Annotated in this window: 22 protein-coding genes; 18 read left to right on the top strand and 4 right to left on the bottom strand. The window is 46.3% G+C overall.

Annotated elements, in window-relative coordinates; genetic code table 11:
• Positions 1–24 precede the first annotated feature (24 nt).
• From MHH93_RS08490 to MHH93_RS08510, 5 genes are all read left to right on the top strand, one after another.
• The gene (locus MHH93_RS08490) at positions 25–1,212 is read left to right on the top strand and encodes a PLP-dependent transferase (protein ID WP_076330270.1); all 1,188 of its coding nucleotides are present in this window, start codon (positions 25–27) and stop codon (positions 1,210–1,212) included.
• Positions 1,209–2,381, top strand: coding sequence for a trans-sulfuration enzyme family protein (locus MHH93_RS08495; RefSeq protein WP_036669808.1), 1,173 nt, complete (start codon positions 1,209–1,211; stop codon positions 2,379–2,381). The genes MHH93_RS08490 and MHH93_RS08495 overlap by 4 nt, the downstream gene beginning before the upstream one ends.
• 241 nt (positions 2,382–2,622) lie before the next feature.
• Positions 2,623–3,759 carry a cyclic dehypoxanthinyl futalosine synthase gene (mqnC, locus tag MHH93_RS08500; protein WP_500053669.1) on the top strand — a complete coding sequence of 379 codons (1,137 nt, stop codon included), beginning with the start codon at positions 2,623–2,625 and terminating at the stop codon, positions 3,757–3,759.
• Positions 3,760–3,989: 230 nt separating this feature from the next.
• The gene (locus tag MHH93_RS08505) at positions 3,990–4,967 is read left to right on the top strand and encodes an aldo/keto reductase (RefSeq protein ID WP_500053670.1); all 978 of its coding nucleotides are present in this window, start codon (positions 3,990–3,992) and stop codon (positions 4,965–4,967) included.
• Positions 4,964–5,977: a zinc-binding alcohol dehydrogenase family protein gene (locus tag MHH93_RS08510; protein ID WP_500053671.1), complete on the top strand. Its 1,014-nt coding sequence runs from the start codon at positions 4,964–4,966 to the stop codon at positions 5,975–5,977. Before MHH93_RS08505 ends, MHH93_RS08510 begins: the two co-directional genes overlap by 4 nt.
• A gap of 276 nt (positions 5,978–6,253) precedes the next feature.
• Here the strand turns inward: MHH93_RS08510 and MHH93_RS08515 are convergent, their stop codons facing one another.
• The 4 genes from MHH93_RS08515 to MHH93_RS08530 form a co-directional block, all read right to left on the bottom strand.
• Positions 6,254–7,159: a YitT family protein gene (locus MHH93_RS08515; RefSeq protein WP_500053672.1), complete on the bottom strand. Its 906-nt coding sequence runs from the start codon at positions 7,157–7,159 to the stop codon at positions 6,254–6,256.
• Positions 7,160–7,270: 111 nt separating this feature from the next.
• Positions 7,271–8,509 carry a cation:proton antiporter gene (locus tag MHH93_RS08520; protein WP_500053673.1) on the bottom strand — a complete coding sequence of 413 codons (1,239 nt, stop codon included), beginning with the start codon at positions 8,507–8,509 and terminating at the stop codon, positions 7,271–7,273.
• Between the two features lie 4 nt (positions 8,510–8,513).
• Positions 8,514–9,008, bottom strand: coding sequence for a cation:proton antiporter regulatory subunit (locus tag MHH93_RS08525; protein WP_278296048.1), 495 nt, complete (start codon positions 9,006–9,008; stop codon positions 8,514–8,516).
• 293 nt (positions 9,009–9,301) lie between these two features.
• Positions 9,302–9,706, bottom strand: coding sequence for a hypothetical protein (locus tag MHH93_RS08530; RefSeq protein ID WP_500053674.1), 405 nt, complete (start codon positions 9,704–9,706; stop codon positions 9,302–9,304).
• Between the two features lie 171 nt (positions 9,707–9,877).
• Here MHH93_RS08530 and MHH93_RS08535 point away from each other — a divergent pair, with 171 nt between their 5' ends.
• From MHH93_RS08535 to glnA, 13 genes are all read left to right on the top strand, one after another.
• Positions 9,878–10,831: a putative sporulation protein YtxC gene (locus MHH93_RS08535; protein ID WP_500053675.1), complete on the top strand. Its 954-nt coding sequence runs from the start codon at positions 9,878–9,880 to the stop codon at positions 10,829–10,831.
• Positions 10,832–11,247: 416 nt separating this feature from the next.
• A complete protein-coding gene (gene thrS, locus MHH93_RS08540; protein WP_500053676.1) occupies positions 11,248–13,185 on the top strand; it encodes a threonine--tRNA ligase in 1,938 nt (645 codons plus the stop codon).
• Positions 13,186–13,363: 178 nt separating this feature from the next.
• Positions 13,364–14,149 (top strand): 3D domain-containing protein, encoded by a 786-nt coding sequence (locus tag MHH93_RS08545; protein ID WP_500053677.1) that lies wholly within the window; start codon positions 13,364–13,366, stop codon positions 14,147–14,149.
• A 111-nt stretch (positions 14,150–14,260) separates the two neighbouring features.
• Positions 14,261–14,476, top strand: a complete 216-nt coding sequence (locus MHH93_RS08550) for a hypothetical protein (RefSeq protein ID WP_036610057.1) — start codon at positions 14,261–14,263, stop codon at positions 14,474–14,476.
• Between the two features lie 196 nt (positions 14,477–14,672).
• On the top strand, positions 14,673–15,698 hold the full coding sequence (liaF, locus tag MHH93_RS08555) for a cell wall-active antibiotics response protein LiaF (RefSeq protein ID WP_500053678.1): 1,026 nt from the start codon (positions 14,673–14,675) through the stop codon (positions 15,696–15,698).
• 3 nt (positions 15,699–15,701) lie between these two features.
• Positions 15,702–16,727 carry a HAMP domain-containing sensor histidine kinase gene (locus MHH93_RS08560; protein WP_500053679.1) on the top strand — a complete coding sequence of 342 codons (1,026 nt, stop codon included), beginning with the start codon at positions 15,702–15,704 and terminating at the stop codon, positions 16,725–16,727.
• Between the two features lie 18 nt (positions 16,728–16,745).
• A complete protein-coding gene (locus tag MHH93_RS08565) occupies positions 16,746–17,408 on the top strand; it encodes a response regulator (RefSeq protein ID WP_500053680.1) in 663 nt (220 codons plus the stop codon).
• A 147-nt stretch (positions 17,409–17,555) separates the two neighbouring features.
• Positions 17,556–19,223: a S1C family serine protease gene (locus MHH93_RS08570; protein ID WP_500053681.1), complete on the top strand. Its 1,668-nt coding sequence runs from the start codon at positions 17,556–17,558 to the stop codon at positions 19,221–19,223.
• 174 nt (positions 19,224–19,397) lie between these two features.
• Positions 19,398–20,087, top strand: a complete 690-nt coding sequence (locus MHH93_RS08575) for a response regulator transcription factor (RefSeq protein ID WP_036610048.1) — start codon at positions 19,398–19,400, stop codon at positions 20,085–20,087.
• Between the two features lies 1 nt (position 20,088).
• Complete coding sequence (locus MHH93_RS08580) at positions 20,089–21,549, top strand: sensor histidine kinase (RefSeq protein WP_500053682.1); 1,461 nt, start codon at positions 20,089–20,091, stop codon at positions 21,547–21,549.
• A 67-nt stretch (positions 21,550–21,616) separates the two neighbouring features.
• On the top strand, positions 21,617–22,570 hold the full coding sequence (locus tag MHH93_RS08585) for a 4-hydroxy-3-methylbut-2-enyl diphosphate reductase (protein WP_017689593.1): 954 nt from the start codon (positions 21,617–21,619) through the stop codon (positions 22,568–22,570).
• 280 nt (positions 22,571–22,850) lie between these two features.
• Positions 22,851–23,915: a 3-deoxy-7-phosphoheptulonate synthase gene (gene aroF, locus MHH93_RS08590; RefSeq protein ID WP_036610039.1), complete on the top strand. Its 1,065-nt coding sequence runs from the start codon at positions 22,851–22,853 to the stop codon at positions 23,913–23,915.
• Between the two features lie 409 nt (positions 23,916–24,324).
• Complete coding sequence (gene glnA, locus MHH93_RS08595; protein ID WP_074094318.1) at positions 24,325–25,749, top strand: type I glutamate--ammonia ligase; 1,425 nt, start codon at positions 24,325–24,327, stop codon at positions 25,747–25,749.
• Positions 25,750–25,805: the final 56 nt, after the last annotated feature.

A 25,805-nucleotide genomic window follows, 5' to 3' on the forward strand; every position in this document is an offset into this window, starting at 1 on the left:
TCGAGATTACAGGAGGATGCAGCAATGGAAGACAACAACAAGTTGAAAATCGAAAGCCGCTTAGCACAAATTGGGTCCATCAATGAACCGGTAACAGGCGCCATTAACTTTCCGATCTATCAATCCACTGCGTTTCGCCACCCGAAGCTAGGACAAAGCACGGGGTTTGATTATATTCGTACGACGAATCCAACCCGTAAAGTATTGGAAGAAGCAGCCGCAGCGCTGGAGTCTGGTGATGCAGGATTTGCCTGTAGCTCGGGTATGGCTGCACTGCAAACGATCTTTGCCATGTTTGGTCAAGGGGATCATCTGATTGTATCGTTGGATCTATACGGTGGAACCTATCGTCTGCTTGAACGCATCCTGTCTCGTTTCGGCGTAACTGCCAGTTATGTGGACACGAATGACCTCGCAGCACTGGAAAATGTTCGTCAGCCGAATACCAAAGCGGTATTTATTGAGACACCAACCAATCCACTGATGATGATCACTGATGTGGAAGCCGTTGCTTCCTGGGCGAAAAGTTACAACCTGTTGACCATTGTTGACAACACGTTGTTGACTCCATTCTTCCAACGTCCGATTGAACTGGGTGCCGATATCATCATTCATAGCGCTACCAAATATCTGGGCGGACACAATGATGTGCTGGCCGGACTAATTATTACCAAGGGTGAGGCATTGTCTGCAGAGATGGCGTTCTTGCATAATTCCATTGGAGCGGTTTTGTCTCCGAGTGACTCCTACCAGTTGATGAAAGGCATGAAAACGCTGGCTCTTCGCATGGAGCGTCATGAGTACAATGCACTTACCATTGCCAAATACTTGCTTGAGCATCCAGCGGTGGGTGAAGTCTATCATCCAGGTCTGTCGGATCATCCGGGATATGAAGTTCAGAATAAACAATCCACGGGAAACACAGGTATCTTCTCTTTCAAAGTGAAAGATGCACGTTATGTTGAACCATTGCTGCGTCATATCAAACTGATCGCTTTTGCCGAAAGTCTCGGTGGAGTGGAATCACTCATGACCTACCCGGCAGTACAAACGCATGCGGATATTCCGCTTGAAATTCGTGATGCTGTAGGTGTGGATGATCGACTGCTCCGGTTCTCTGTAGGCATTGAACATGCGGATGATCTGATTGCGGATCTTGGCAATGCGCTGACAGCTGCACAGCAGGAAGTTGAAGGAGGCGTGCACTCATGAGTGAGTCCAACAATAAGCCCAACTCCGAGTTGAAATTTGATACCAAATTGCTTCATTTCGGTGATGAAATCGACAAAACAACTGGAGCCTCCAGTGTACCGATCTATCAAGCATCAACATTCCATCATTTTGATATCTTCAATCCGCCTCAACATGATTACAGTCGTTCGGGTAATCCGACACGTCAGGCTCTGGAAGATTACATTACATTGCTGGAGGGCGGGGCACGAGGATTCGCCTATTCATCGGGGATGGCTGCGATCTCCAGCGTGTTCATGATGTTCTCCGCAGGGGATCACATGATTGTAACGGAAGATGTATATGGAGGCACGTATCGGTTGCTTACTTCCATATTAAGCCGTATGCAGATTGAGACGACCTTTGTGGACATGACCAATATAGATGAAGTAAAAGCGGCGCTCAAGCCAAACACCAAGGCAGTTTATATGGAAACACCGTCCAACCCAACTCTGCGTATTACGGATATCGCGGCCGTAACTGACTGGTCGAAGGAACATGACCTGATCACGATTCTGGATAACACTTTTATGACACCTTACTATCAGCGTCCAATTGAGCTTGGCGTGGATATTGTCGTACATAGTGCTACCAAGTTTCTTGGGGGTCACAGTGATGTGTTAGCGGGCCTTGCCGTTGCTCGCACGGAATCACTTGGTGTACAACTGAAACAGTTGCAAAATGGACTTGGAACTGTACTCGGGGCACAAGAATCCTGGCTTCTGATGCGCGGGATGAAAACCTTGGGGGCTCGCATGGCTCATAGTGAACGGAGCACAGCCAAACTGGCGGCATGGCTTAATGAGCGCAGTGATATCACCGCTGTCTTCTACCCTGGACTGGAGGATCATCCGGGCCGCGAGGCACATGAGCGCCAGTCAACAGGATATGGAGCTGTCGTTTCATTTGATGTCGGTTCAGGAGATCGTGCAAAAGCGGTTCTTAACCGGGTGAAGCTACCCATTGTTGCTGTAAGCCTGGGAGCTGTGGAGAGCATTCTGTCCTACCCAGCGATGATGTCTCATGCAGCAATGCCGGCTGAGGTTCGCCGGGATCGTGGCATTACAGATGGGTTGCTGCGTTTCTCGGTAGGTCTGGAAGATATTGAAGATCTGATTGTAGATTTGGAACAAGCACTTCAGGAATCCTAGCAAAAGTGAGTGACCAAATACGCCTATCCGTATCACTTAAGTTCGAATCAATTCCATTCTATATGTAAAAATTTTTACTTATTTTTAAAGCACCTGTACATAAGGTGCTTTTTTTCACATGTAACCTGTGTTACGATATGTGGAGTACAGAAATGCGATGTTGCCACCAGAACTTGCTTCTCTTGAACAAGTTGGGACGGATCGTTATATAATTTCTCTTCATGAGGGAGGCTTTTTTACGATGAGTACGGTAGACCGTATCTTAGATAAAGCCCTTCGGGGCGAACGTTTGGACTTGGAAGACACGATTCAGCTATTTGAATCCGATGAAGTGGACAAAATCGGGGCAGCTGCTAATGTTATTATGAAACGCATGCACCCTGAACCATACAGAACATTTGTAATTGGGCGTAACGTCAACTACACGAACGTGTGTGATGTGTACTGCCGTTTTTGTGCTTTCTACCGCAGACCTGGTTCGGATGAAGGTTATGTGCTTCCGGACGAAGTGATTTTCCAAAAGATTCAGGAAACGGAAGATGTGAATGGTACTGAGATCTTGATGCAAGGTGGAACGAATCCAAACTTGCCTTTCAGCTATTATACAGACCTGTTGAAAGCCATCAAAGAGCGTTTCCCGAACATCACTATGCATTCTTTCTCACCTGCTGAGATTATGAAAATGGTTGAAGTTTCCGATGGTCTTACATTGGAAGAGGTTGTTCGTTCCATTCACGAAGCAGGACTCGATTCCTTGCCTGGCGGCGGCGCTGAAATTCTGGATGACCGCACACGTCGGAAAATCAGCCGCTTGAAAGGTTCATGGCGGGATTGGATGGACGTAATGCAAACGGCACATCGCATCGGCATGAACACCACGGCAACGATGGTTATCGGCCTTGGTGAATCGATGGAAGAGCGTGCATTGCACTTGCTCCGTGTACGTGAAGCTCAGGACGAATGTATTGCGAACAAGTATGATTCTGAAGGTTTCCTGGCATTCATTCCTTGGACTTTCCAACCAGACAATACCAACCTTAAGCTGGAGCGTCAGACTCCGGAAGAGTACTTGAAGACTGTAGCCATCAGCCGACTGGTGCTGGATAATATCAAGAACATTCAATCCTCTTGGGTAACGATGGGTCCTGAGATCGGTAAGAAGTCGCTTGAATTTGGCTGTAATGACTTCGGTAGCACGATGATTGAAGAGAACGTTGTATCTGCTGCTGGTGCAACATATAAAGTTAACATTGAATCCATTCTCCGTTTGATTCGGGAGTCCGGTTATATCCCGGCACAACGTAACACCCGATATGACATCTTGCGCATGTTCGATGAAGAGAATGCCGTGCATGAAGATTTCGTAATGCAGAACTAATTCTGATTATTTAATACTGCTTCCATAAATGCTGATCGTTAGATAAGTATTTATGAAGTCAAGCCCGCTGACTACTCCGTTTGGAGAGACGGCGGGCTTTTTGATATCTTTCTGCGGTTCGAGGTCATCAAACAGTACATGTTACGCAATTGGCGATATTTTATATTGAAATTGAACTGTTACAATGAAAGGGAACTTGTGTAGTCAGACATGCTGGAAGGGGCAAACCAATGAAGAGAAGAATACTTGGAAAGACAGAACTGGACGTACCTGTATTAAGCTTTGGAGCATCCTCCCTCGGTTCTGTATTTCGTGACATTGACAAGAATGAAGGGATTCGCACTGTACATGCAGCTGTAGATGCGGGGATGAACTACATAGACGTTTCGCCTTACTACGGGTTGACCAAGGCAGAGACGGTGTTGGGTGAAGCCATCCGCAGCTTGCCGCGCAGTTCATATATGTTATCAACCAAAGCCGGACGGTATGGGGAAAATGAGTTTGATTTTTCACGTCAGCGGATTCTGGATAGTGTGCAAGAGAGCCTGAATCGACTGCATACGGACTATATAGATATCTTATTCCTGCATGATATTGAATTTGTACCAGCAGAGATTATTATCGAAGAAGCTTTTCCAACATTGTTGCGTCTGAAAGAGCAAGGAGTTATTCGTCATGCTGGGATTTGCGGCTTGCCCTTGCCATTGTTCGAGAAGGTTCTGCCACAGATCAATGCGGATGCGATCATCTCATATTGTCATTATTCATTGAACGATACCTCATTGTTATCTTTGTTGCCTTTGTTGGAAAAGAAAGAAATTGGCCTTGTGAATGCTTCGCCTCTTTCTATGGGCTTGTTAAGTACTCGAGGTGCTCCTGCCTGGCATCCGGCAGATGAACGGGTGAAAGAGCTCTGCCTGAAAGCTGCCCGCTTCTGTGCAGAACAAGGCAGTGACATTGCCAAGTTGGCCGTGCAATTCTCTACGGCGAATGAACGTATTCCTACAACACTGGTGAGCAGTGCCAGTCCGCAAAATATCGTCAACAATGCAGCATGGATCGAAGAACCGTTGGATCAGAGTCTACTGGAGGAAGTGCTGCGCATTCTGGCACCATTGCATAATGAGACGTGGTCAAGCGGACGTCCTGAATATAATACGAAGCGCAGCAATACGACTTCAGAAACATCCAAGGGGGAACAACGATGAGAGCCATTGTATGTGAAGAAATAGACCGTTTGGAGCTGCAAGATCTGCCTCAACCGGAACGAGCAGAAGGGGAGGCATTGATTGCGATCCGGCGGATTGGGATCTGTGGAACGGATCTGCATGCGTACAAAGGCAATCAGCCATTCTTTACCTATCCTCGCGTACTCGGTCATGAACTGGCAGGTGTGATTGAAGAGATCGGTCCGAACGATGCAGGGTTACAGCCAGGGGATCAGGTAAGCATTATTCCATATCTGCATTGTGGTCATTGTATTGCATGTCGCAGTGGAAAAACCAATTGTTGTGTGTCCATGCAAGTCATGGGTGTGCACGTAGACGGAGGTATGAGAGAAAGAATCAGTGTGCCTGTCTCACATCTGCTCTTAGCAGAAGGTCTGACACTGGATGAGACAGCAATGGTAGAACCATTAAGCATTGGAGCCCATGCCGTCAGAAGAGCGGGAATCAAGCCTGGTGAGCATGTGATTGTTATTGGAGCTGGCCCTATCGGACTTGGCGTGATGGCATTTGCCAAACAGGCGGGAGCCCGTGTTATTGCCGTTGATCGTAATCTGGACAGGCTGGAGCTTAGCCGGACTTGGGCAGGGGCAGATGATCTGGTGCAAGCTAATGAACATACGGTGCAACAAGTGGCTGAGATCACCGGAGGCGACTATGCTACGGCTGTCTTTGATGCAACAGGTAACGTGAATTCCATGAATGAGGCCATTCGATACGTGGCGCATAGTGGTCAACTCATTTTCGTGGGACTGGTGAAAGCGGATATTACCTTCCATGATCCTGAGTTTCACAAGCGGGAGATGAGCATGCTGGGCAGTCGAAACGCCACCCGCGAAGATTTTGAACAGGTCTTATCAACGTTGCGTCAAAAGAAATTAAGCATGGATGGTTATATCACACACCGAGTGGAGTTTGATGCGTTACCTTCTGCAATGGACCAATGGCTATTGCCAGATTCACATGTAGTCAAAGCCATCGTTGAGCTATAATCACAATTAATTATAATAACAGAAAAAAAACGCTCTCTTACCTTGGTGGACAATACCATCCATAGGGGAAGAGAGCGTTTTTTGTAAGTTGGATTAGAATTACATGATAACGAAGAGGACAGAAAAAACCTGAAAAAGCGAAGCGTTCGCCTTTATTCCCAGATTTTTTCCTTCAGAAAAGGGAAATCAAAAAAATCTGGGGATAACAGCGATTGGAAGGTTGTTCTGTCATCGTAGTGTCAGTGTAAATATCTTTAGTGCAACTTACATGAGATATTATTTTTCCGGATTCGTCACAATGCCCGCATGTGGATCAATATGACGCACAATGGACTTCAACCAGATCATCTCCAGAACATGTACCTCATAATAAAGGGCACCCGGGATCTGCCTGATCCATCCTTCCGCCATCGCGAGTTGTGTTGAGTCAGAAGCTGCTTCCAGCGTTCCAGGTTCACGGCGCAGCCGTTTGCGTACAGCTTTTTCAACTTGAGAGCTCTGTGTAGTCAAAATGCATACTTTGCGTTTGGAAGAGAATCCTCTGAACGCAATGTACACCATTTCATAAGCAATAAGGTAGGCGATTACGGAATACATCGCTTGGTCCCAGCCAAAGACAACACCAGCGGCTGTCAGTATCAACAAGTTAAGCAGCATGATTATTTTTTCGATAAGCATCCGTTTTCCGCTAAATACACGTTCAGGTGGACGGGAAGACGGATCACCGATTTCCAGCGTATCCAGTGTCCCGCCATACCGCACGACGAGCCCAATTCCGAGTCCGAGGCATAATCCGCCAAACATGGCGGCAGCCAGCGGATGCTCTACAAGTGGCGGCATGGGATGAAGCACAATGGCACCGATCGAAAAGACAACCAGACCCAGAACAGTAACCAGTACAAATTTCTTCTGCACAATCTTGTAAGACAGAAATATGAACGGAACATTGAATAAAAATAGGAATAATCCAATCCTCATTTCGGTCCAGTGGGCGAATAGGGAGGAAATGCCTGTAATGCCTCCAATAATGATCTTATTGGGGTGTAAGAACAATTCAAGTCCCACGGAGGCCAGAATTCCACCGACAATGACAAGCAACAGGTTTAACCAGCGGCGGGTGGACGATATTCTGGTCTTGGCGGTGTTTGGCACCGGATTAGCCGATATCAGAGGTGCTTTCATAGGTCATCCTCCTTAGTGCGGCTTTCGAGCCATCCCCCTGGGTTAGTCACAGAAAGATCGGCGTAGAGCCGCGAAGTACGATAGTATGTCTGTTCTGCACAGACATAGGCATTATCCTTCTTTCTGCAGAACCTTCGGCTCTTCTTTCTTTTTCCGAGGATCTTTGAACTTGAATATTTTATCCAATATACGGAATACATGTTTGGACTCTTTGGTTAATAAAGGACCCAGAATGGCCAGAATCAGGACATACAGCGCGGCAAACGGTTGAATCATTGGCAACAGTCCTCCGGCTTTACCCATGTTGGCCAAGATGATGGAAAATTCACCCCGGGATACAATGGTCAATCCAATATTAGCCGATGCTTTGGGCGATAGTCCTGCACTGCGTCCAGCCATCATACCTGCCAGGAAGTTACCGAACAAAGTAATAACAACTGCAATCAGAGCCAACCACACGGCATCGCCACCGAGGGACAACGGATCAATGGATAATCCGAAGCTGAAGAAGAAGATTGCTCCGAAGAAGTCACGGAACGGCAGAATCAAGTGCTCAATCCGTTTCGCATGTTCTGTTTCAGCAAGCACAAGTCCGACCAGTAATGCACCGATCGCTTCAGCAACATGAATGGTCTCTGAGAAACCGGCTACCAGGAACAAGGCTCCGAATACAACGAGAGAGAATAGCTCATTCGATCGAATTTTAAGAACTTTGTTTAGTAATGGTGTTGCTTTACGTCCCAAGATAATCACAATGAGCATGAATCCGAGGGCAATAAGTGCGGACATGATGACGCCTCCGATGGAGGATGAATCACTAAGCACAAGTCCGGACAAGATCGAGATATATACAGCGAGGAAAACATCTTCGAACATAATAATCCCCAATATCATCTCGGTTTCGGGATTGGCCGTTCGTTTCAAATCGACGAGTACCTTGGCTACGATGGCACTGGAAGAGATGGTTGTTATACCTGCGATAATAAGTGCTTCTGCAACTGGGAAACCGGACATAAAACCGAATATTAATCCCAGCGTAAAGTTAATTCCGATGTAGATCGAGCCGCCAACTGCAATAGAGCGACCCGATTTAATTAAACGACCTACCGAGAATTCAAGCCCAAGGTAGAAGAGAAGGAACAGAATACCGATGCGACCCATGAAATCAATAAAAGGCTGACTTTCAATGAAGCGGAAGTCCAGATGCCAGATTTTCATAGCATGAGGTCCAACAGCCATCCCGATTAGGATATAGAACGGAACGACCGAAAATCTTAGTTTTGCCGATAAAAGGCCGGCTGCCGCAATGAGCACAAGGGCCAGACCTACTTCGAATATCAAATGATCCATCTATTTACCCCCTTCCAGTCAGGAGGAGGGATTTAAACAGTTTCTGCTGATTGCGTTCGCCAACGGCTACCACCGTGGATTCTGCACTGATAACTACCTCCGGACCTGGGCTGATATGTTTTTTGTGATTTTTCTCTACAACGGCAATAACCGTTGCCCCAGAGTTTTGACGTACGTCCAATTCACCGATGGATTTACCGATACATCCGAAGGATGGTTCGATTTTGTACCACTCGATAATCAGGTCGTCAAACGTGACTTCAATATTTTCAAGCTGCTTTGGTTTGTAAGTTAATCCGCCAACAATGGCAGCAATTTGTCGTGCTTCGTAATCGTCAAGCGTGATCATCGAGATGCTTTGATCGGGATCATCATACTCGAAGTGGTACATCTCCCGACGACCGTCATCGTGAATAATAATGATAATTTTATCACCGCTGCTTGTTTCAACTTGAAATTTTTTGCCGATTCCCGGCAAGTCTGTTTCGCGTACATCCATGGATTGTTGCCTCCTTATAATTAGGGGCTGGCCACAGAAGACAGGCTTATTTCCCGAAAATGAATAATCTGCTGCTCAAAGGAACATCAAAAGATGCGGGTAAACAGAGCCAGAAATTCCTGACACAGCCATATGATTTGAATTTGTCGGTGTGGGTACAACAAAAATAGGTACTGCCATAAACATGGGTTTATTTAACATGTGCTAAAAGGGTTATAAGTTATGCACAAGCGCACCGTCTTCGATTCCGAGGTGTCTCCATGCAAAAGCAACCTGTTAATACGCCGTAACGGCTAGTGAAGAGCGTTCGCGTATTTTGGTGCTATAGGGGTGAGGGATACATACATACTGGTAAACTTAATAGGTAGCAGAAATAATCTGCGTTTAAACAGACAATACCACGGTTTAAAGGACAGACCCGTTGTAGGGATTCGCAGCATCAATAATAATGCAAGGACAAGAAAGACAGGCTTATTATGCGTAACCGCAATCAGCTTGGACATGACTTGTGGGTATTTGCGAATGACAGGTTTCTGCTGGGATTCGGGTATTTGCGACAGCACTTCCTTGTTGGAAGTTGCATCAACAGACACCCCAACGGCAGATTCGGACTGCATCGGAATAGGGAAGCACAAGGCTTGGAAAACGCACAAAATGATAATAATCGTGTAGTGGAGTATTCTAGGTTGTTGTCTCATTTTGGCTTCCCTCCTTTTCCGTGAAACATACTGTTATTAAAATAATAACACATTTTTGTCTTAACTCCAAACCTCTTCATAATATACTGAGAAATCATGACACGCTTTCCATCAATCCGCTTCGTATATCCCCATCGGCCTTGCCATATACTTTGAACAGGAAGGAAAGGAGTGATTCTTGTGGAACTGTTTGCTGTATGGACCGATGTATCGGGGCAGGAGGAAGCGGATCAATTTTATCGTTGTGTCAAGGAAAAAACCAAAGGTTTACATATAAGTAAAAGAGGATTTCGGCTCACCTTCAAACATAATGATGGAAGAGCAACCTGGGTGTGCAGAGGGAATGAGAATCACGAAGACTTCCAGCAATGGCTTCCCCGAATCAGTGATCTGCTCTCCCTTGGACTCGCCGACTTCATTATGGAGACACAAGAACGGAACATGGTGGAGGATATGATCGCCAAGGCATGTTCTGTCATGGATGAGCATGAGGTGGAGAAGGTTAACCGAATCTGCATGCCACTTCTATTAAATGGTGATCTGGATCAGCCCGGACTTCGGGAGCGACGCCGTACTACATTGGCCAGTGGACTAAGGCAGGATTTGGAGGATGTTCACTTTTTTTACCTTGAAGGCATGATCAACTTCCGCATACGGCCATATAAGCAGGAGCTTCAGGAATTGGTGGAGTATGCGCTGGATGAGTTCTGGATGGATCGGCAGTATGAGGAGTTTATGGGGCTATTAAAATATTTTGTGTTTTTTCAAGAAGCCAAAGTACCTCTGGTTCATCTTGTACACAAGGGAATGCATGAATTTCAGGTCCTGGATGCTGGACTTAATCTGTTACCCGTACAAAAGGATGAACAGGTTGTTGTGGAAATGCCGGGTCTGGAACTGGAGATGGATATTGAAGATATGATTGTAAGTACACTTATCTCGATCTCTCCTGAAAAAGTTATGCTGCATACACGTACCCCGGATCTGCCGATCATCTCGACCATATGCCAGATCTTTGAAGACAAGGTACAAATATGCCATCATTGCCCGGAATGTGAAGTGCTGCGTTCAGGATTGTTGACAGGTCTTGACGCAAGTGATCTCGGCAATTATAATAACTGTTGATCCATGATTTTTTCATGTGAACCATTGAACCAAAAGCGTTGACAAAGACAACGACCACACGCAAGATCGGTGCAGAGAGAGGAACCTAGGCTGAAATTTCCTCCGGATATCACGTATGGTTTACCCCTTTGTAGCTGCAATTTTGAAAGTGGAGTTAGAACATCGCCTTTATTGGGGGATTATCCGCGAGTAAGGATCTGCCGGGTCATGCCCGTTATCGTCATGCCAATGAGGGCTGTATTTCCGAATAGGAATGAATCAGCTGAATTAGGGTGGAACCACGAGTATATAACACTCGTCCCTTTGCCGGGACGGGTGTTTTTTGCGTTCCTTTGCATAATGACTGGAATAGCAATATATCATCAGTCCATGAACTTATGGACGTAAAGGTTACATTAACAGGAGGTATGAGAGAAATGGCAGTGAACATTAAATTACCAGATGGTTCGGTACGTGAGTACGCGGATGGCAGCACTATTGAGGACGTAGCCGCTTCGATTAGCAGCGGATTGCGCAAAAATGCCGTGGCCGGCAAGCTGGATGGTATCGTGGTGGACTTGTCCACAACGCTTCATGAAGGAGCATTGGTGGAGATCGTAACTCTGGATTCACCAGAAGGACTTGAAGTGATGCGTCATAGTACAGCTCACTTGATGGCTCAAGCAGTGAAACGTTTATTTGGTAACCAAGAGGTACGCCTTGGTATTGGTCCGGTTATCGAAGATGGTTTCTACTATGATATGGACCTCGAACACCCGCTCAACCCTGAAGATCTGCAAAAGATCGAGAAGGAAATGGAGCGTATTGTAAACGAGAACCTGCCAATTGTACGTAAGGAAGTTAGCCGCGAGGACGCGATCAAAACGTTCGAAGAAGTGGGTGACCCTTACAAACTTGAGTTGATTCGTGACTTGCCGGAAGACAGTGTAATCACGATTTATGAGCAAGGTGAATTCTTCGACTTGTGTCGTGGTCCTCACGTACCATCGACGAGCAAAATCAAAGTGTTCAAACTGATGAATGTCGCTGGTGCTTACTGGCGTGGAGATAGCAAAAACAAAATGCTTCAACGTATCTATGGTACGGCTTTTGTGAAAAAAGCACAGCTGGACGAGCATTTGCACTTCCTTGAAGAAGCTCGCAAACGGGATCACCGCAAGCTGGGTAAAGAGCTCGAAATGTTCACATTCTCCCAACTGGTTGGACAAGGCCTGCCAATCTGGTTGCCTAACGGTGCGAAGCTGCGCCGTACGCTGGAGCGTTATATTGTGGACCTGGAAGAAAGCCTGGGATACCAGCATGTATACACACCGGTTCTGGGTAACGTGGAATTGTACAAAACATCCGGACACTGGGAGCACTACCAGGAAGATATGTTCCCGAAAATGGTTATGGATAACGAGGAACTCGTTCTCCGTCCAATGAACTGTCCTCACCATATGATGGTGTACAAGTCCAGTATGCACAGCTACCGTGATCTGCCAATCCGTATTGCTGAGCTTGGCATGATGCACCGTTATGAAATGTCGGGAGCGTTAACAGGTCTGCACCGTGTACGTGCAATGACACTGAACGACTCACACATTTTTGCACGCCCGGATCAGATCAAAGAAGAGTTCGCTCGTGTTATCGAGTTGATTCAGACGGTGTACAAGGATTTCGGTATTAACGAATATCGTTTCCGTCTGTCCTATCGCGATCCGAAGGATACCGAGAAATACTTCCAGAACGACGAGATGTGGGAGATGTCCCAACGTATGCTGCGTGAAGTTGTGGAAGAGCTTGACCTTCCATTCTATGAAGCAGAAGGTGAAGCGGCGTTCTATGGTCCGAAGCTGGATGTGCAGATCAAAACAGCACTGGGCAAAGAAGAGACACTGTCTACGGTTCAACTGGACTTCCTGTTGCCTGAGCGCTTTGAGCTTGAATATGTGGGAGATGACGGACAGAAACATCGTCCGGTCGTTATTCACCGCGGTGTAATCAGTACGCTGGAACGTTTCACAGCATTTTTGCTGGAGAACTTTGCAGGAGCTTTCCCACTGTGGTTGTCTCCGGTTCAGGCAAAAGTGATCCCGGTATCCGGAAACTTCGACGATTATGCGCGTGAAGTGGAAGCGAAGCTGAAACGTGCGGGAATCTCTGCTGAAGCTGATCTGCGGAATGAGAAGCTTGGGTATAAAATCCGTGAGGCGCAGCTTGAAAAAATGCCTTATATGTTTGTTGTCGGTGAGAATGAGCGTAATGCAGAAGCGGTGTCCGTGCGTAAGCGTGGAGAAGGCGATCTGGGCATGAAACCGGTCGATGAAATTATTGCTCAGTTGAAAGAGGAAATTGCAACACGTTTGGTGTAAATGAATCAAAGATTGAATCAGATAACCAGTTCATAATTTTGCGCTGATCCATTTGAATAACGCCTGGATAACATGGGATAAACCTATGTTATTCAGGCGTTTTTTCGTAGTTTTTGCAATGAAAAGTATAGATTAATTGCTTTTTGGAAAACCTTTGCAGTGAGGGGGAGGTTATACAATGATAAAGCAATTCTCTATTCAGCAGAAACATATACGGGGTATACTGATTGGCTGTGTGGTGTTCGCCGGGATAATGATCAGCCTGAACCAGGCGGCTGCGTATACATTTGAAGAAGAAAGTGCAGTACTGCATGTCGAGAGCAGAAGCAGTGAAGATCCGATTACTGATGTTTCAATCAAGTCTAATCAGGAATTTCCTGAACAGATCAGTGATCAATACAGCGGGGAGGCCCAGCTGACAACCATGGTGTACATGGCTTTACTGTGGTCACCACAACCGATGGTCATTCCAAGAGCTGAGCTTCCAGAGAAACAAGTGGCTGATCCGTCTATGCCTGTGCTTGCTCCACGTTCAGAACAGGTGCTGGGTACACAGAAGGTGACAGCAACGGGATATACAGCAGGTGTGGAGTCTACAGGAAAAGGCCCCAAACACCCACAATACGGAATTACGTATTCCGGTGTCAAAGTACGCCGTGATAAAGAAACGGTCTCCACGATTGCAGCTGATCCGAAGTTATTTCCAATGGGCTCCATTCTCTATATCCCGGGCTATGGATACGGGATTGTTGCAGATACCGGTTCGGCGATCAAAGGCAATAAAATTGACCTGTATTTTCCGACAACCAAGCAAGTGTACAAAGAGTGGGGCAAAAAGGATGTGGAGGTACAGGTGATCAGGCAAGGCGCTGGAAAGTGTACAGAAAAGATGCTCAGCGAGTTGGCGGATGCGATCGATGTGTACAAATCTGTACCGGACTCTTGGTTGGACAAGGCCATTTAATTTCACATGTGAATATGAATAACAGAACGGCTCTCTTCACATAATACTGACTGGGGACGAACCCCGCGGTGCAGCAATGCACTGTAAATATGAAGAGAGAGGTGATTCGTTGTGGCTAAAAAATCACAAGGGTACCAAACGCCGAACGAGAAGTACAATGCAGAGTTTGGAGAAGAGAATGCAGCAGCTAAAGTGAAGCAATCCGCTCAAAACAAAGTACAAGATAATTTCCAAACACCTGATGAAAAATACAATGCCGAGTTCGGTGTAGAAAACACAGGCCAAACTGGCCAAGGGCAAGGCAAAGCATCAAAATACAAAAAATAATTGAAGATTCATGAATTAAGGGATGATTCAGCACCCTGGAGCTACAGCTCCGGGGTGTTTTACATATGCGATGTTTTACAAAAATATCCTCACATCTCAGTCTCGAGACCGAGATGTGTTCCACCTGCCGCCGCTGTTCTCATTGCCTTGTCTGAGTTACACTGGATACATAATACTGACGAAGGAGACATGAGCGATGAAACGATCTACGCGTGACCGCTGGTGGGTTGGCATACCTCTGATTGCTATTGGTGCGATGATCTTGTTCAGACAATTGGGATATGACATTGATGTAGGATATATTTTCAGAACATATTGGCCGTTATTTCTAATCTGGTGGGGGGCCAAAGGAATCTCCGAGATTCGTCGCAACGGGGGTTATGCTTTTATTGGACCAGTAATCGTACTGGCCATCGGTGGTTACTTTCTTGCCCGTAACCTGGGATGGATTGATTACTCCATGGGAGAGTTCATCCGTTATCTAATCCCGGTAATGCTAATTGGCGGAGGATTGTTTGTACTGATTGGGCCACGACGTCGTGATCGGAAACATCATGATAAGATGCAGCCGCCTCCAGCACCTGAACAGCCGTATAAACCGTTGTCTCCTGAGGATCTGGAGATGCCATCGTCATTTGACGAACAGTTCGAGAAAACATTTGGCAAACCGAAACAGGAACAGAAGAATGATGCACATGGTCCTCATTTCACAGGATCAACAGATTCATCCTCACATGGGCATCAATATAAGAATAAATATCAATCGTATAACTCAAGTAATACCGATCATAACGGATATAAAGAACATTATGATGAGGGTTATGGGCATTATGGCAGCGGCAATACCATTAATAAATCAGCGTTCATTGGTGACTTGTATATGGGACATGAAGTATTCCCGCTGAAACCGATGAATCTCTCGGCCTTTATCGGGGATACCGTGATTGATCTGACCAAAGCTCAGATTCCTTACGGCGAGACAAAGATTGTCATTTCTTCATTTATCGGTGATGTGAAAGTATTTGTACCAGAAGATATGGACATGGGTGTGACGGTGACGACGAATTCATTCATTGGAGACATGTCATTGTTGAATCAGAAACGTGGCGGTTTCCTGAGTAGCGCCCAGGCTGAAACTGCTCATTATCGGGAAGCAAGCAAGAAGGTGCGGATTATTGTAAGTGTGTTTATCGGAGACGTCAAAGTTAATAAGGTGGGTTAATGCATGATTCGAACAATTCTCAAGGCCAATAAGTGGGAACTGATGATGTATTTTGCACTAACGGGTCTGATTACGCTGGGCGGATTCTATCTATTATATGGGGAGGTATTAATGGGGGCTGGTCGTCAACGGGCATGGACCTATGTTGCCGTTGTTGTACTGGCCACTGTTATCACCGGATATATCGCTGCATTGCGACTTCAACGCAAGATCGATCTGCTTGATCTTAACATGTTGAAAGTGTCCAAGGGTAATCTGGCGGTGCGCATGCCAGAAGCGGATGACGCTTCGTTTGGACGTGTCTATCAGGAGTTCAATGTCATGATGGATTCAATTGAGAAAAAGATGAGACTGCTTCAGCGCCTTGGTGAGCAGGAAGTTATTGAGAAGGAGCAAGCTTCGGAGCGCGCAGTGATTGAAGAGCGCAAACGAATGGCAAGGGACCTCCATGACACGGTTAGTCAGCAGCTGTTTGCGATGCATATGTCGGCCTCGTCCTTACCGCGTCTGCTGGAGATGAATCCGGAACACGGCGGTAAGGTACTGGATCAGTTGATTCAGATGTCTCATATTGCTCAGCGTCAGATGCGAGGACTTATTGCCCAACTTCGACCAGTGGAGCTGGAAGGGCGTGATCTCACTGCGGCACTGGATAGCTGGTTTCCTGATTATTGCAGGCAGAATGGTCTTAAAGGTGTGAAAGAGCTGGAACTGGATGGCGGAATCTCGGATGCCATTGAGCACCAGCTGTTTCTTGTTATTCAGGAGGCGGTTGCCAATGTCGTGAAACATGCAGAGGCAGGGGTGGTCAGTCTGTCCATACGGGAGAGTGAACATCAGATTAGCATGAGCATCAGCGATGATGGTCAGGGATTTTTGCATCAAGCAGAGCGTCCGGGTTCATATGGGTTATCTACCATGCGTGAACGGGCCGAGAAGCTTGGGGGGCAAGTTCAGATAATATCGAAGCCGGGAGCGGGAACGACGGTACGGGTATTGATCCCGAAATTTCCGAATGTTTCTGAATGAACTAAAGGGGGAGACGGAATGAGTGGGAAAATAAACGTAATGATCGTGGATGACCATGACATGGTACGAATGGGGTTGAAAACGTATCTGATGTTGGAACCTACTTTTCATGTGATGGCAGAAGCGGGCCATGGGCAGGATGCGCTTGATCAGTTGCGTAAGTTAAATGATAGTGACATGCCGGACTTAATCCTCATGGATCTGATGATGCCCATAATGAATGGCGCTGAAGCAACTCAAGCCATCATGACTGAATTTCCGGGGATGAAGATTGTGATGCTCACCAGTTTCCTGGAGGATGATCTGGTTGTACAAGCGATTGAAGCGGGTGCAGTTAGCTATGTACTGAAGACTGTCTCTGCTGAAGAACTGATCTATGCTCTTCAAGGCGCTTACAGAGGCATGCCTGTTATGACAGGTGATGTGTCGCAGGCATTAACTCGGGGAATCAGACAACGTACAGCTAGAGAGAGTGAATCAGGTCTGACCGAGCGGGAGAAGGAAGTGCTATTACTTATTGCAGAGGGAAAGACCAACAAAGACATTGGAGAAGAACTACATATCAGTATCAAAACCGTCAAAACACATGTGAGTAACCTGCTGATGAAATGCGAGATGGACGATCGTACACAATTGGCAATCTATGCGCATCGTCAGGGCTGGGTGAAAACGAAAGGGTAAATCCCGCCATGACGGGAAAAACAAGCTATTTTTCCTTGCTTTTATCTCCTTTTTAATTGTTTTTAAGGTACGGTTAAGGTTTAAAGTACAAAATAAGGACAGTTAAAGAATATCTCTTCGGAATAAGAGATTGGGAGGTAGAGAGGCATGGACGAACGCAATTATAGATCAAACCGTCAAGACGAGGAAAATGAAATCAAACAAACGGAGAATCGCAATTCTTCCGGAACGGACGAATCCTCCTATTATTATTCTTATGGACCTTTTCAGTCCGTGAATCAGGAAGATACAGCAAATCACATGGGAAGCAATAATCAGCGTGAAGAAGGAAATGTAGAGATTACAAAACCTGATCCGGTGAGACCCGTACCTACTTACTATAATAGTGAATCATCCGAGCAAGCGAAAAGATCATCAGGGGGCGGCGGAAACGGCTCAGGTAACGGTGGAGATCAAGGGAATGGCGGCAAAGGCAACTGGAACTATAATAACCGCAAGCCTCGTTCTTCCGTAAGATCACTGTTGTTCTCTTTTATTGCCGGCATGCTGGTCATTACCGTTCTCATGTACACAGCCGATAGAACAAACATGTTCACACCGGAGACCGCACTTACGAACACAGGTAATCAAAGCTCGGGACAGGAAGCGTCCACCAACACAGGCGGAGGCAACAATGTGACAGCATCGTTACTGCCAACCGGCAAAGAAGATGTTTCTTCCGTAGTGACGAGTACAAGTCCAGCTGTCGTCAAAATCGAAACACTCGCGAAGCAGTCCTCCCGTACAGGAATGGGTCAGGGTGGATCGAATACAAGTGATCCGTTGTACCAATACTTCTTCGGTAATGGGGGCGGAACGGAAGGTAATCAAGGCCAGAGCCAGCAACAACAGCAAGGCAGTAATCAGTTGGTACCACTAGGCATTGGTTCCGGATTTATCTTTGACAAAGAAGGATATATCCTGACGAATCAACACGTAGTTCAGGGTGCAGACGTAATCCAGGTAACGCTGGAAAACAACAGTAAGCCTTATGAAGCTAAACTGCTGGGAAGCAGCTTCGATCTGGATTTAGCTGTACTGAAAATTGAGAAAAACAGTGGTGACGATGCGTTCCCTGTAGCTCCACTGGGTGATTCCAATAGTACTCAGGTCGGTGAGTGGCTTGTAGCGATTGGTAACCCTGAAGGATTCGAACACACGGTTACAGCAGGTGTGCTGAGTGCCAAAGAACGTACGATCAGCATTCCAGATGAAGAAACAGGAAAAACACGTGAGTACAGCCATTTGCTGCAAACAGATGCTTCGATTAATCCGGGTAACTCCGGTGGTCCCTTGCTTAACCTGAATGGTGAAGTTATCGGAATGAACGTTGCAGTAAGCGCCGATGCACAGGGTATTGGTTTTGCCATCCCGTCGAGCGTTATCTCTGAAGCGGTTAAATATCTCAAAGAGAATAAAGAAGTTCCCAAAGAGCCAGTACCATTTATCGGTGCATCTCTGATGGCTCTCACGCCTGAAGTTGCTAAACAAATGGGTACAGACATAACCGAAGGTTCAGTGGTAGCCAGCACGATCTTCCAATCACCTGCTTACCAAGCAGACCTTCGTGCATATGACATCATCACAGGTGCCAACGGTACGCCGTACGCCACAAGTCAGGATCTGATTGATTTTATCAAGAAACAGGAAATCGGCAGTGAAGTGACATTGAACGTAGTGCGTGACGGTAAGAAAATGGATCTGAAAATCAAAATTGGCAACAAAAATGATTTTGATACTTCCCAAATAACAGATACCCAACAGCAGCAACCATAAATATTGGGTAAGGATTGAAAGAGCGGAAGGGTTTGAAGGCCCTTCCGTTTTTTTTGCCCTGATAAAGCAGGGTTACAAGGGACCAGGGACGAATTGGGGACGCCTACTTGAAGATGCAGATTGTGCTTCTGCCTGTTACAATGGGATAAAACGTTAGGATAAAGGAGAAAGACCATGCGCTCAACTATTTTGATTGTGGATGATGACGAAAAAATTGTATCCATGCTCCGCCGGGGGCTGGCTTTTGAAGGATATGAGGTACAGACTGCTTCCAATGGAGCCGAAGGCCTCAGTAAACTGATGGACAAGGAGCCGGACATCGTTGTGCTGGATGTGATGATGCCGCAGATTGACGGATTTGAGGTATGCCGCAGATTGAGAGAAGCAGGCAGCAAAGTGCCTGTGCTAATGCTGACGGCCAAGGATGAAGTACAGAGCAGGGTAACTGGACTGGACACGGGAGCCGATGACTACCTTGTAAAACCTTTTGCGTTGGAAGAATTATTGGCACGTGTCCGTGCACTGCTGCGCCGCAAGTCAGATAGCGCGGGTACCCCGGATAACCGCTTGATGTATGAAGATATCATTTTGGACAATGATTCACGTGAAGTACTCCGAGATGGGCAACGCCTGGAGCTGACTGCCAAGGAATTCGAGTTGTTGAATCTGTTTATGCAAAATCCAAGACGGGTACTTTCCCGTGATCTGATTATGGATAAAATCTGGGGTTATGATTACAGCGGTGAGTCTAACGTGCTTGAAGTGTACATTGCCATGCTCAGACAGAAGACCGAAGAATACGGTGGCAAACGTCTAATTCAGACCATCCGGGGAGCCGGCTATATTCTGAGAGGTGACTCCTGATATGTCCATCCGGTTAAGACTAACCGCATGGTATTCTGGCATTTTGGCCGCTGTGCTTATTTTTTGGGGCGTTGTAATCTATGCCTTTGTTTATTTTAACTCCTACCAGGAAGTTGAACAGCAATTGAAGGTGAAGAGTGCCCGGATTACAGAGCAAATTGGAGTTAATCCTCTTTCACAGTCGTTGGATCTGGACCCATTTACAGAGAGCCAGCTTCAGGAGGCTCAAATCTATATTCAACTTTGGGATTATCAGAGTCGTTCAGGCAGAATTTCCGGGAATATGGAGAAATTAGGCATCCAGTTTCCGGTATTAAAATCCAATGAGATCCTTAAAGAGCGGGGGATATCCAAGATCTATGTGGATGGGACACCGTTTTTGGTGAATCAGCTTCCCCTTTCTCTTCAAGGTACCAATGAAGTACGTGGAATTCTTCAGGTAGGAGCCAATGTAAGTTCACAAGAGCGGTTGCTGGAAGCGTTGCTTAATATTTTGGTTTTTGGCTGGCTGGTAGCGATGGCCCTCGCTATTACCTCAGGTCTCGTTCTGGCCCGCAAGTCCATGCGTCCGCTCGTGAATGTCATTGATGCTGCCAACCAGATTCAATCGGGAGATGACTTAAGTGTACGCATTCAATATGCGGGGCCAAAGGATGAGATCGGGCGTCTGATTGAAACGGTTAATAATATGCTTGAACGTACCGAATTATCATTCCGTGGTTTGGAGGAGACGAATGCAGCTCAGCGCCGCTTTGTATCTGATGCATCGCATGAACTGCGTACGCCGCTGACCACGATTCGCGGGAATGTAGACTTTCTGAAGAAGTTATGGGATCAGGAGGGAACCGACCGACCGAATCTGGATGAGGAGACCGTCAAACAAATGTCGCTGGAAGCCATTGAAGATATGGCGGACGAGGGAAAACGTATGAGCAGGTTGATCAGCGACATGTTATCCCTAGCAAGAGCGGATACGGGTCAGAAAATTGAACTGAATCCGATCCCGCTGCAAATTCTCGTACAGGAAGTGGCACGCAGAGCACAATTTCTGGATCGTGAGGCAGAATGGCTTCCAGGAGATTTTTCCATCCTTAACGGCATTTATGTGAACGGTAGCAAGGACTATCTGCAACAGATGTTATTTATTTTCATTGAAAATGCGTTTAAATATACACCTGAAGGTTCTGTGACGCTGGATACCGTATTATACAAAGGTCAGGTTGGACTGCGCATCAGCGACACCGGTATTGGGATGGATCGGGACGAAGTGCCGTTCATCTTTGATCGGTTCTATCGGGCAGACGAGTCCCGTGGGGCGACACCGGGCATAGGTCTGGGACTTTCGATTGCGAAGTGGATTATTGAGGAACACCACGGATCGGTTGAGGTAGTGACCAGACGTGGAGAAGGAACCACCTTTATTATCTGGTTGCCGGTTGTCTTTGCTCCGCCTATCGAATAAAGGTATAATAGACAGGACTGCAATTACATCGGCAATGTTGCCGAGAAAGAAAGCGGGTGGCAACCAAGTGGAAGTACTACGAATTTCGCCGCGAGGATATTGTTACGGCGTTGTGGATGCGATGGTGCTCGCGCGTCAAGCGGCACGCAATCTGGATTTACCACGACCTATTTATATATTGGGTATGATTGTGCATAACCAACATGTGACGGATTCCTTTGAAGATGAAGGTATTATTACATTGGATGGTCCGAACCGGATGGATATTTTGAGCCAAGTGGAGAGTGGCACGATTATTTTCACAGCTCATGGTGTATCTCCTGAAGTGCGTAAGCTGGCAAGGGATAAAGGATTGACAACAGTGGATGCAACATGTCCTGATGTCACCAAGACACATGATCTTATTCGGGAGAAGACGGCTGAGGGTTATCAGATCATCTATATCGGCAAAAAGAATCACCCTGAACCGGAAGGTGCTGTAGGCGTTGCACCAGATCTCGTTCATCTGATCGAGAAGGAAGAAGAGATCGAAGAACTGAACGTACCTTCAGGCAAAATCCTTATTACGAATCAGACCACAATGAGCCAGTGGGATATCAAACACATTATGAGCCGGCTGCTGGAGAAGTTTCCTGGCGCTGAGATTCATAATGAAATTTGTCTCGCAACTCAGGTTCGTCAGGAAGCGGTCGCTGAACAGGCGGGACAGTCGGACCTGGTTATCGTTGTGGGTGATCCTCGCAGCAATAACTCTAACCGTCTGGCACAAGTTTCGGAGGAGATTGCAGGTGTTACCGCCTACCGTGTATCCGATGTCTCCGAGATTCAGCAAGAATGGCTGAAAGGTGTAAATAAGGTGGCGGTTACCTCGGGTGCATCAACACCAACACCGATTACGAAGGAAGTCATCCTTTACCTGGAGCAGTATGAGCATGACAAGCCGGAGACTTGGGAGATCAAGCGTACCGTGAACATGAGCAAACTGCTGCCTCCGGTCAGAGAAAAAACACGTACACCGTAGGGCGAAGGAAATGTAAGTCTAAGTGTATGTGAATTGCAAACGACTTGTGAATAAGAAGAATCCTGTTATGCAGAATCGAATTCGGTGCTGTGGAGCAGGGTTCTTTTTGATAAAGGATAAAGAATGTGTACCTTGACGCAACAGGAGATCTATGATATATTCACTTTAACGGATAAAAGCTTAAAAGCGAACAAGCGTTTAAGCGCGACAGAGTTTATATATTTAATCAGACGCACGCTAAGAAAATTGTGCTCTCATACAAGGAAGGATGGGAATTAATATGATCGTTATTGCAGGCAAGGCTACTCCGGAGGAACAGATTCAGGATATCGTTGCAGTTATTGAAAAAGAAGGGCTTCAGGTGCATATCTCTCGCGGAGAGGATCGTACGATCATTGGTTTGATTGGCAAAGTTGAACCTAAAATGCAAGAGCATCTTCGCCAAATGAAAGGTGTCGAGAATGTTGTGAAAATCTCGAAATCATACAAATTGGCAAGCCGTGACTTCCATCCTGAAGATACAGTGATTTCCATCAAAGGTGTAGATATTGGCGGAAAAGAACTTGTTGTCATGGGCGGACCCTGTGCGGTTGAATCCGCTGCACAGATTGATGAGATTGCAGGCCTTGTGAAAGCTGCTGGTGGGCAAGTGTTACGTGGGGGTGCATTCAAGCCGCGTACAGGTCCTTACAGCTTCCAGGGAACGGGCGTAGAGGGATTGATCATGATGGCAGAAGCAGGCAAGAAACATGACCTGCTGACGATTACAGAAGTCATGACACCTGAGTATGTGGATATTTGCGCTGAGTACGCAGATATTCTGCAAGTAGGTACACGTAACATGCAGAACTTTGACCTGCTCCGCAAATTGGGCGAGTGTGGCAAACCGGTATTGTTGAAACGTGGCTTCAGTGCGACATACGATGAGCTGTTGAATGCGGCTGAATACATTCTTGCGGGTGGTAATCCAAATGTCATGCTGTGTGAGCGTGGTATTCGTACGTTTGAATCTTATACACGTAATACGCTGGATCTGTCTGCGATCCCTGTTCTGCAGTCTCTGAGCCATTTGCCGGTTATTTCAGACCCAAGCCATGGTACTGGACGACGTGAACTGGTGGAGCCGATGACAAAAGCTTCCGTTGCTGCGGGTGCCAATGGCCTAATCATTGAAATGCATACCGATCCGGACAACTCCATGACAGGAGACGGTGTGCAATCCTTATTCCCTGACCAATTCGCCAACCTGTTGCAGGATCTGGAGAAATTGGCACCAATCGTGGGTAAATCATTCAGTACAGCCAAACAACCGGCAGAATTTTTCCCGGCACGTGTAGGCGTTTAATAGAATTCATAGTCAAGGTCTAGCTGGTCGGCCGGGCATCATCTGTTCTCGTTCATTGCGAAGAAATCAGATAGATGCTCGGTTTTTTGCATATTTTGCAGTTTTGAACGTATTTATTAATCAATAGTGATAAGAAACATTTATGATGTGAGATTTTTTCCATGATTTAGGATAAAAAAGGGGTCGCTTTACCGCATTAAACCAGTTAAATGTATATGAAAATAGTTGTTATATGAATTTACGTTATTTATAAAATGTGAGTATAGCTAACATACTCGCAAAAAATACCTTACATAAGTATTGACGATGTCAGGTTTTAAAATTTATAATGACGACAGAAAAAAATTCGAATTTAGACATTTTCTTAGTGGGGTTGTTTAATGTTCGGAATATTTGGGAGGACGAATACATGTCGGTTGAAAACGTATTGAAATCAATTCAAGAGAACAACATCGAGTGGGTAGATTTTCGTTTTGTAGATTTAGCTGGTCGTGCACATCACATTTCCTTGCCAGCTTCGGCTGTTGATGCAGACACGTTCGTAAATGGAGTAGCTTTTGACGGTTCTTCTATCCAAGGTTTCCGCGGAATTGAAGAGTCCGATATGGTTATGATGCCAGACCCTGAAGCGACTTATGTCGATCCGTTCACTGCACACCCTACATTAAATGTTATGTGTGATATCTTCACTCCAGACGGCGAGCGTTATGAGCGTGACCCACGTAGCATCGCTGTTAAAGCAGAAGCTTATTTGCAAGAAAGCGGTGTAGGTACAGCGGCATTCTTCGCACCTGAATCCGAGTTCTTCATCTTCGACGATGTACGTTATGAGAGTGGTACGAACAGCTCTTCCTACTACGTAGATTCCGAAGAAGCTTCATGGAACACGAACCGCAAAGAAGAAGGCGGAAACCTGGGCTTCAAAGTACGCACTAAAGGTGGATATGTTCCAGTAGCACCAGTGGATACACAACAAGATATCCGTAGCGAAATGTGTCGCCTTTTGGAAGAAGCAGGCCTGTCGATCGAGCGTCATCACCATGAAGTGGCGACAGCGGGTCAAGCCGAAATCAACTTCCGTTTTGATACACTGAAGAAAACAGCAGATAACCTGCTTGCATACAAATACATCGTGCACAACACTGCACGTCAATATGGTAAAGTAGCAACATTCATGCCAAAACCATTGTTCGGTGATAATGGTAGCGGAATGCACGTTCACCAATCCATCTTTGATGGTGATTCCCCATTGTTCTATGACAAAGCGGGATATGCTAACCTGAGTGAAATGGCTCTGCACTACATCGGAGGTATCCTGTATCATGCTCCGGCACTGATCGCTTTGACTAATCCTAGTACAAACTCGTTCAAACGTCTTGTACCTGGTTACGAAGCACCAGTAAACTTGGTTTACTCCAAAGGTAACCGTTCCGCGGCAGTTCGTATCCCGGTTGCAGCTGTGACACCAAAAGGTTGTCGTATCGAGTTCCGTACACCAGACTCCACAGCTAATCCATACTTGGCATTCTCTGCAATGTTGATGGCTGGTCTGGATGGAATCAAACGTAAAATCAACCCAACTGAGCTTGGATATGGTCCGCTCGACAAAAACATCTATGACCTGTCTGATGCAGATAAAGAAAACATCCGCAGTGTGCCAGCTTCCCTCGAAGAAGCACTTGATGCACTGGCAGCGGATAACGAGTTCTTGACTGAAGGCGGCGTATTCACAAAAGAATTCATTGAAAACTACATCAACCTCAAACGTGATGAAGCGAAAGCAGTAGCGATCCGCATTCATCCGCACGAGTATAGCCTTTACTTCGACTGCTAATCGGTCGGGGTTCGGAACAGAAGTTGTTCCAACTCAAAGCCTCCGGGATACGCTCT

The sequence above is a fragment of the Priestia sp. FSL H7-0729 genome (assembly GCF_038005685.1).
In the GTDB taxonomy this organism is placed as follows: domain Bacteria; phylum Bacillota; class Bacilli; order Paenibacillales; family Paenibacillaceae; genus Paenibacillus.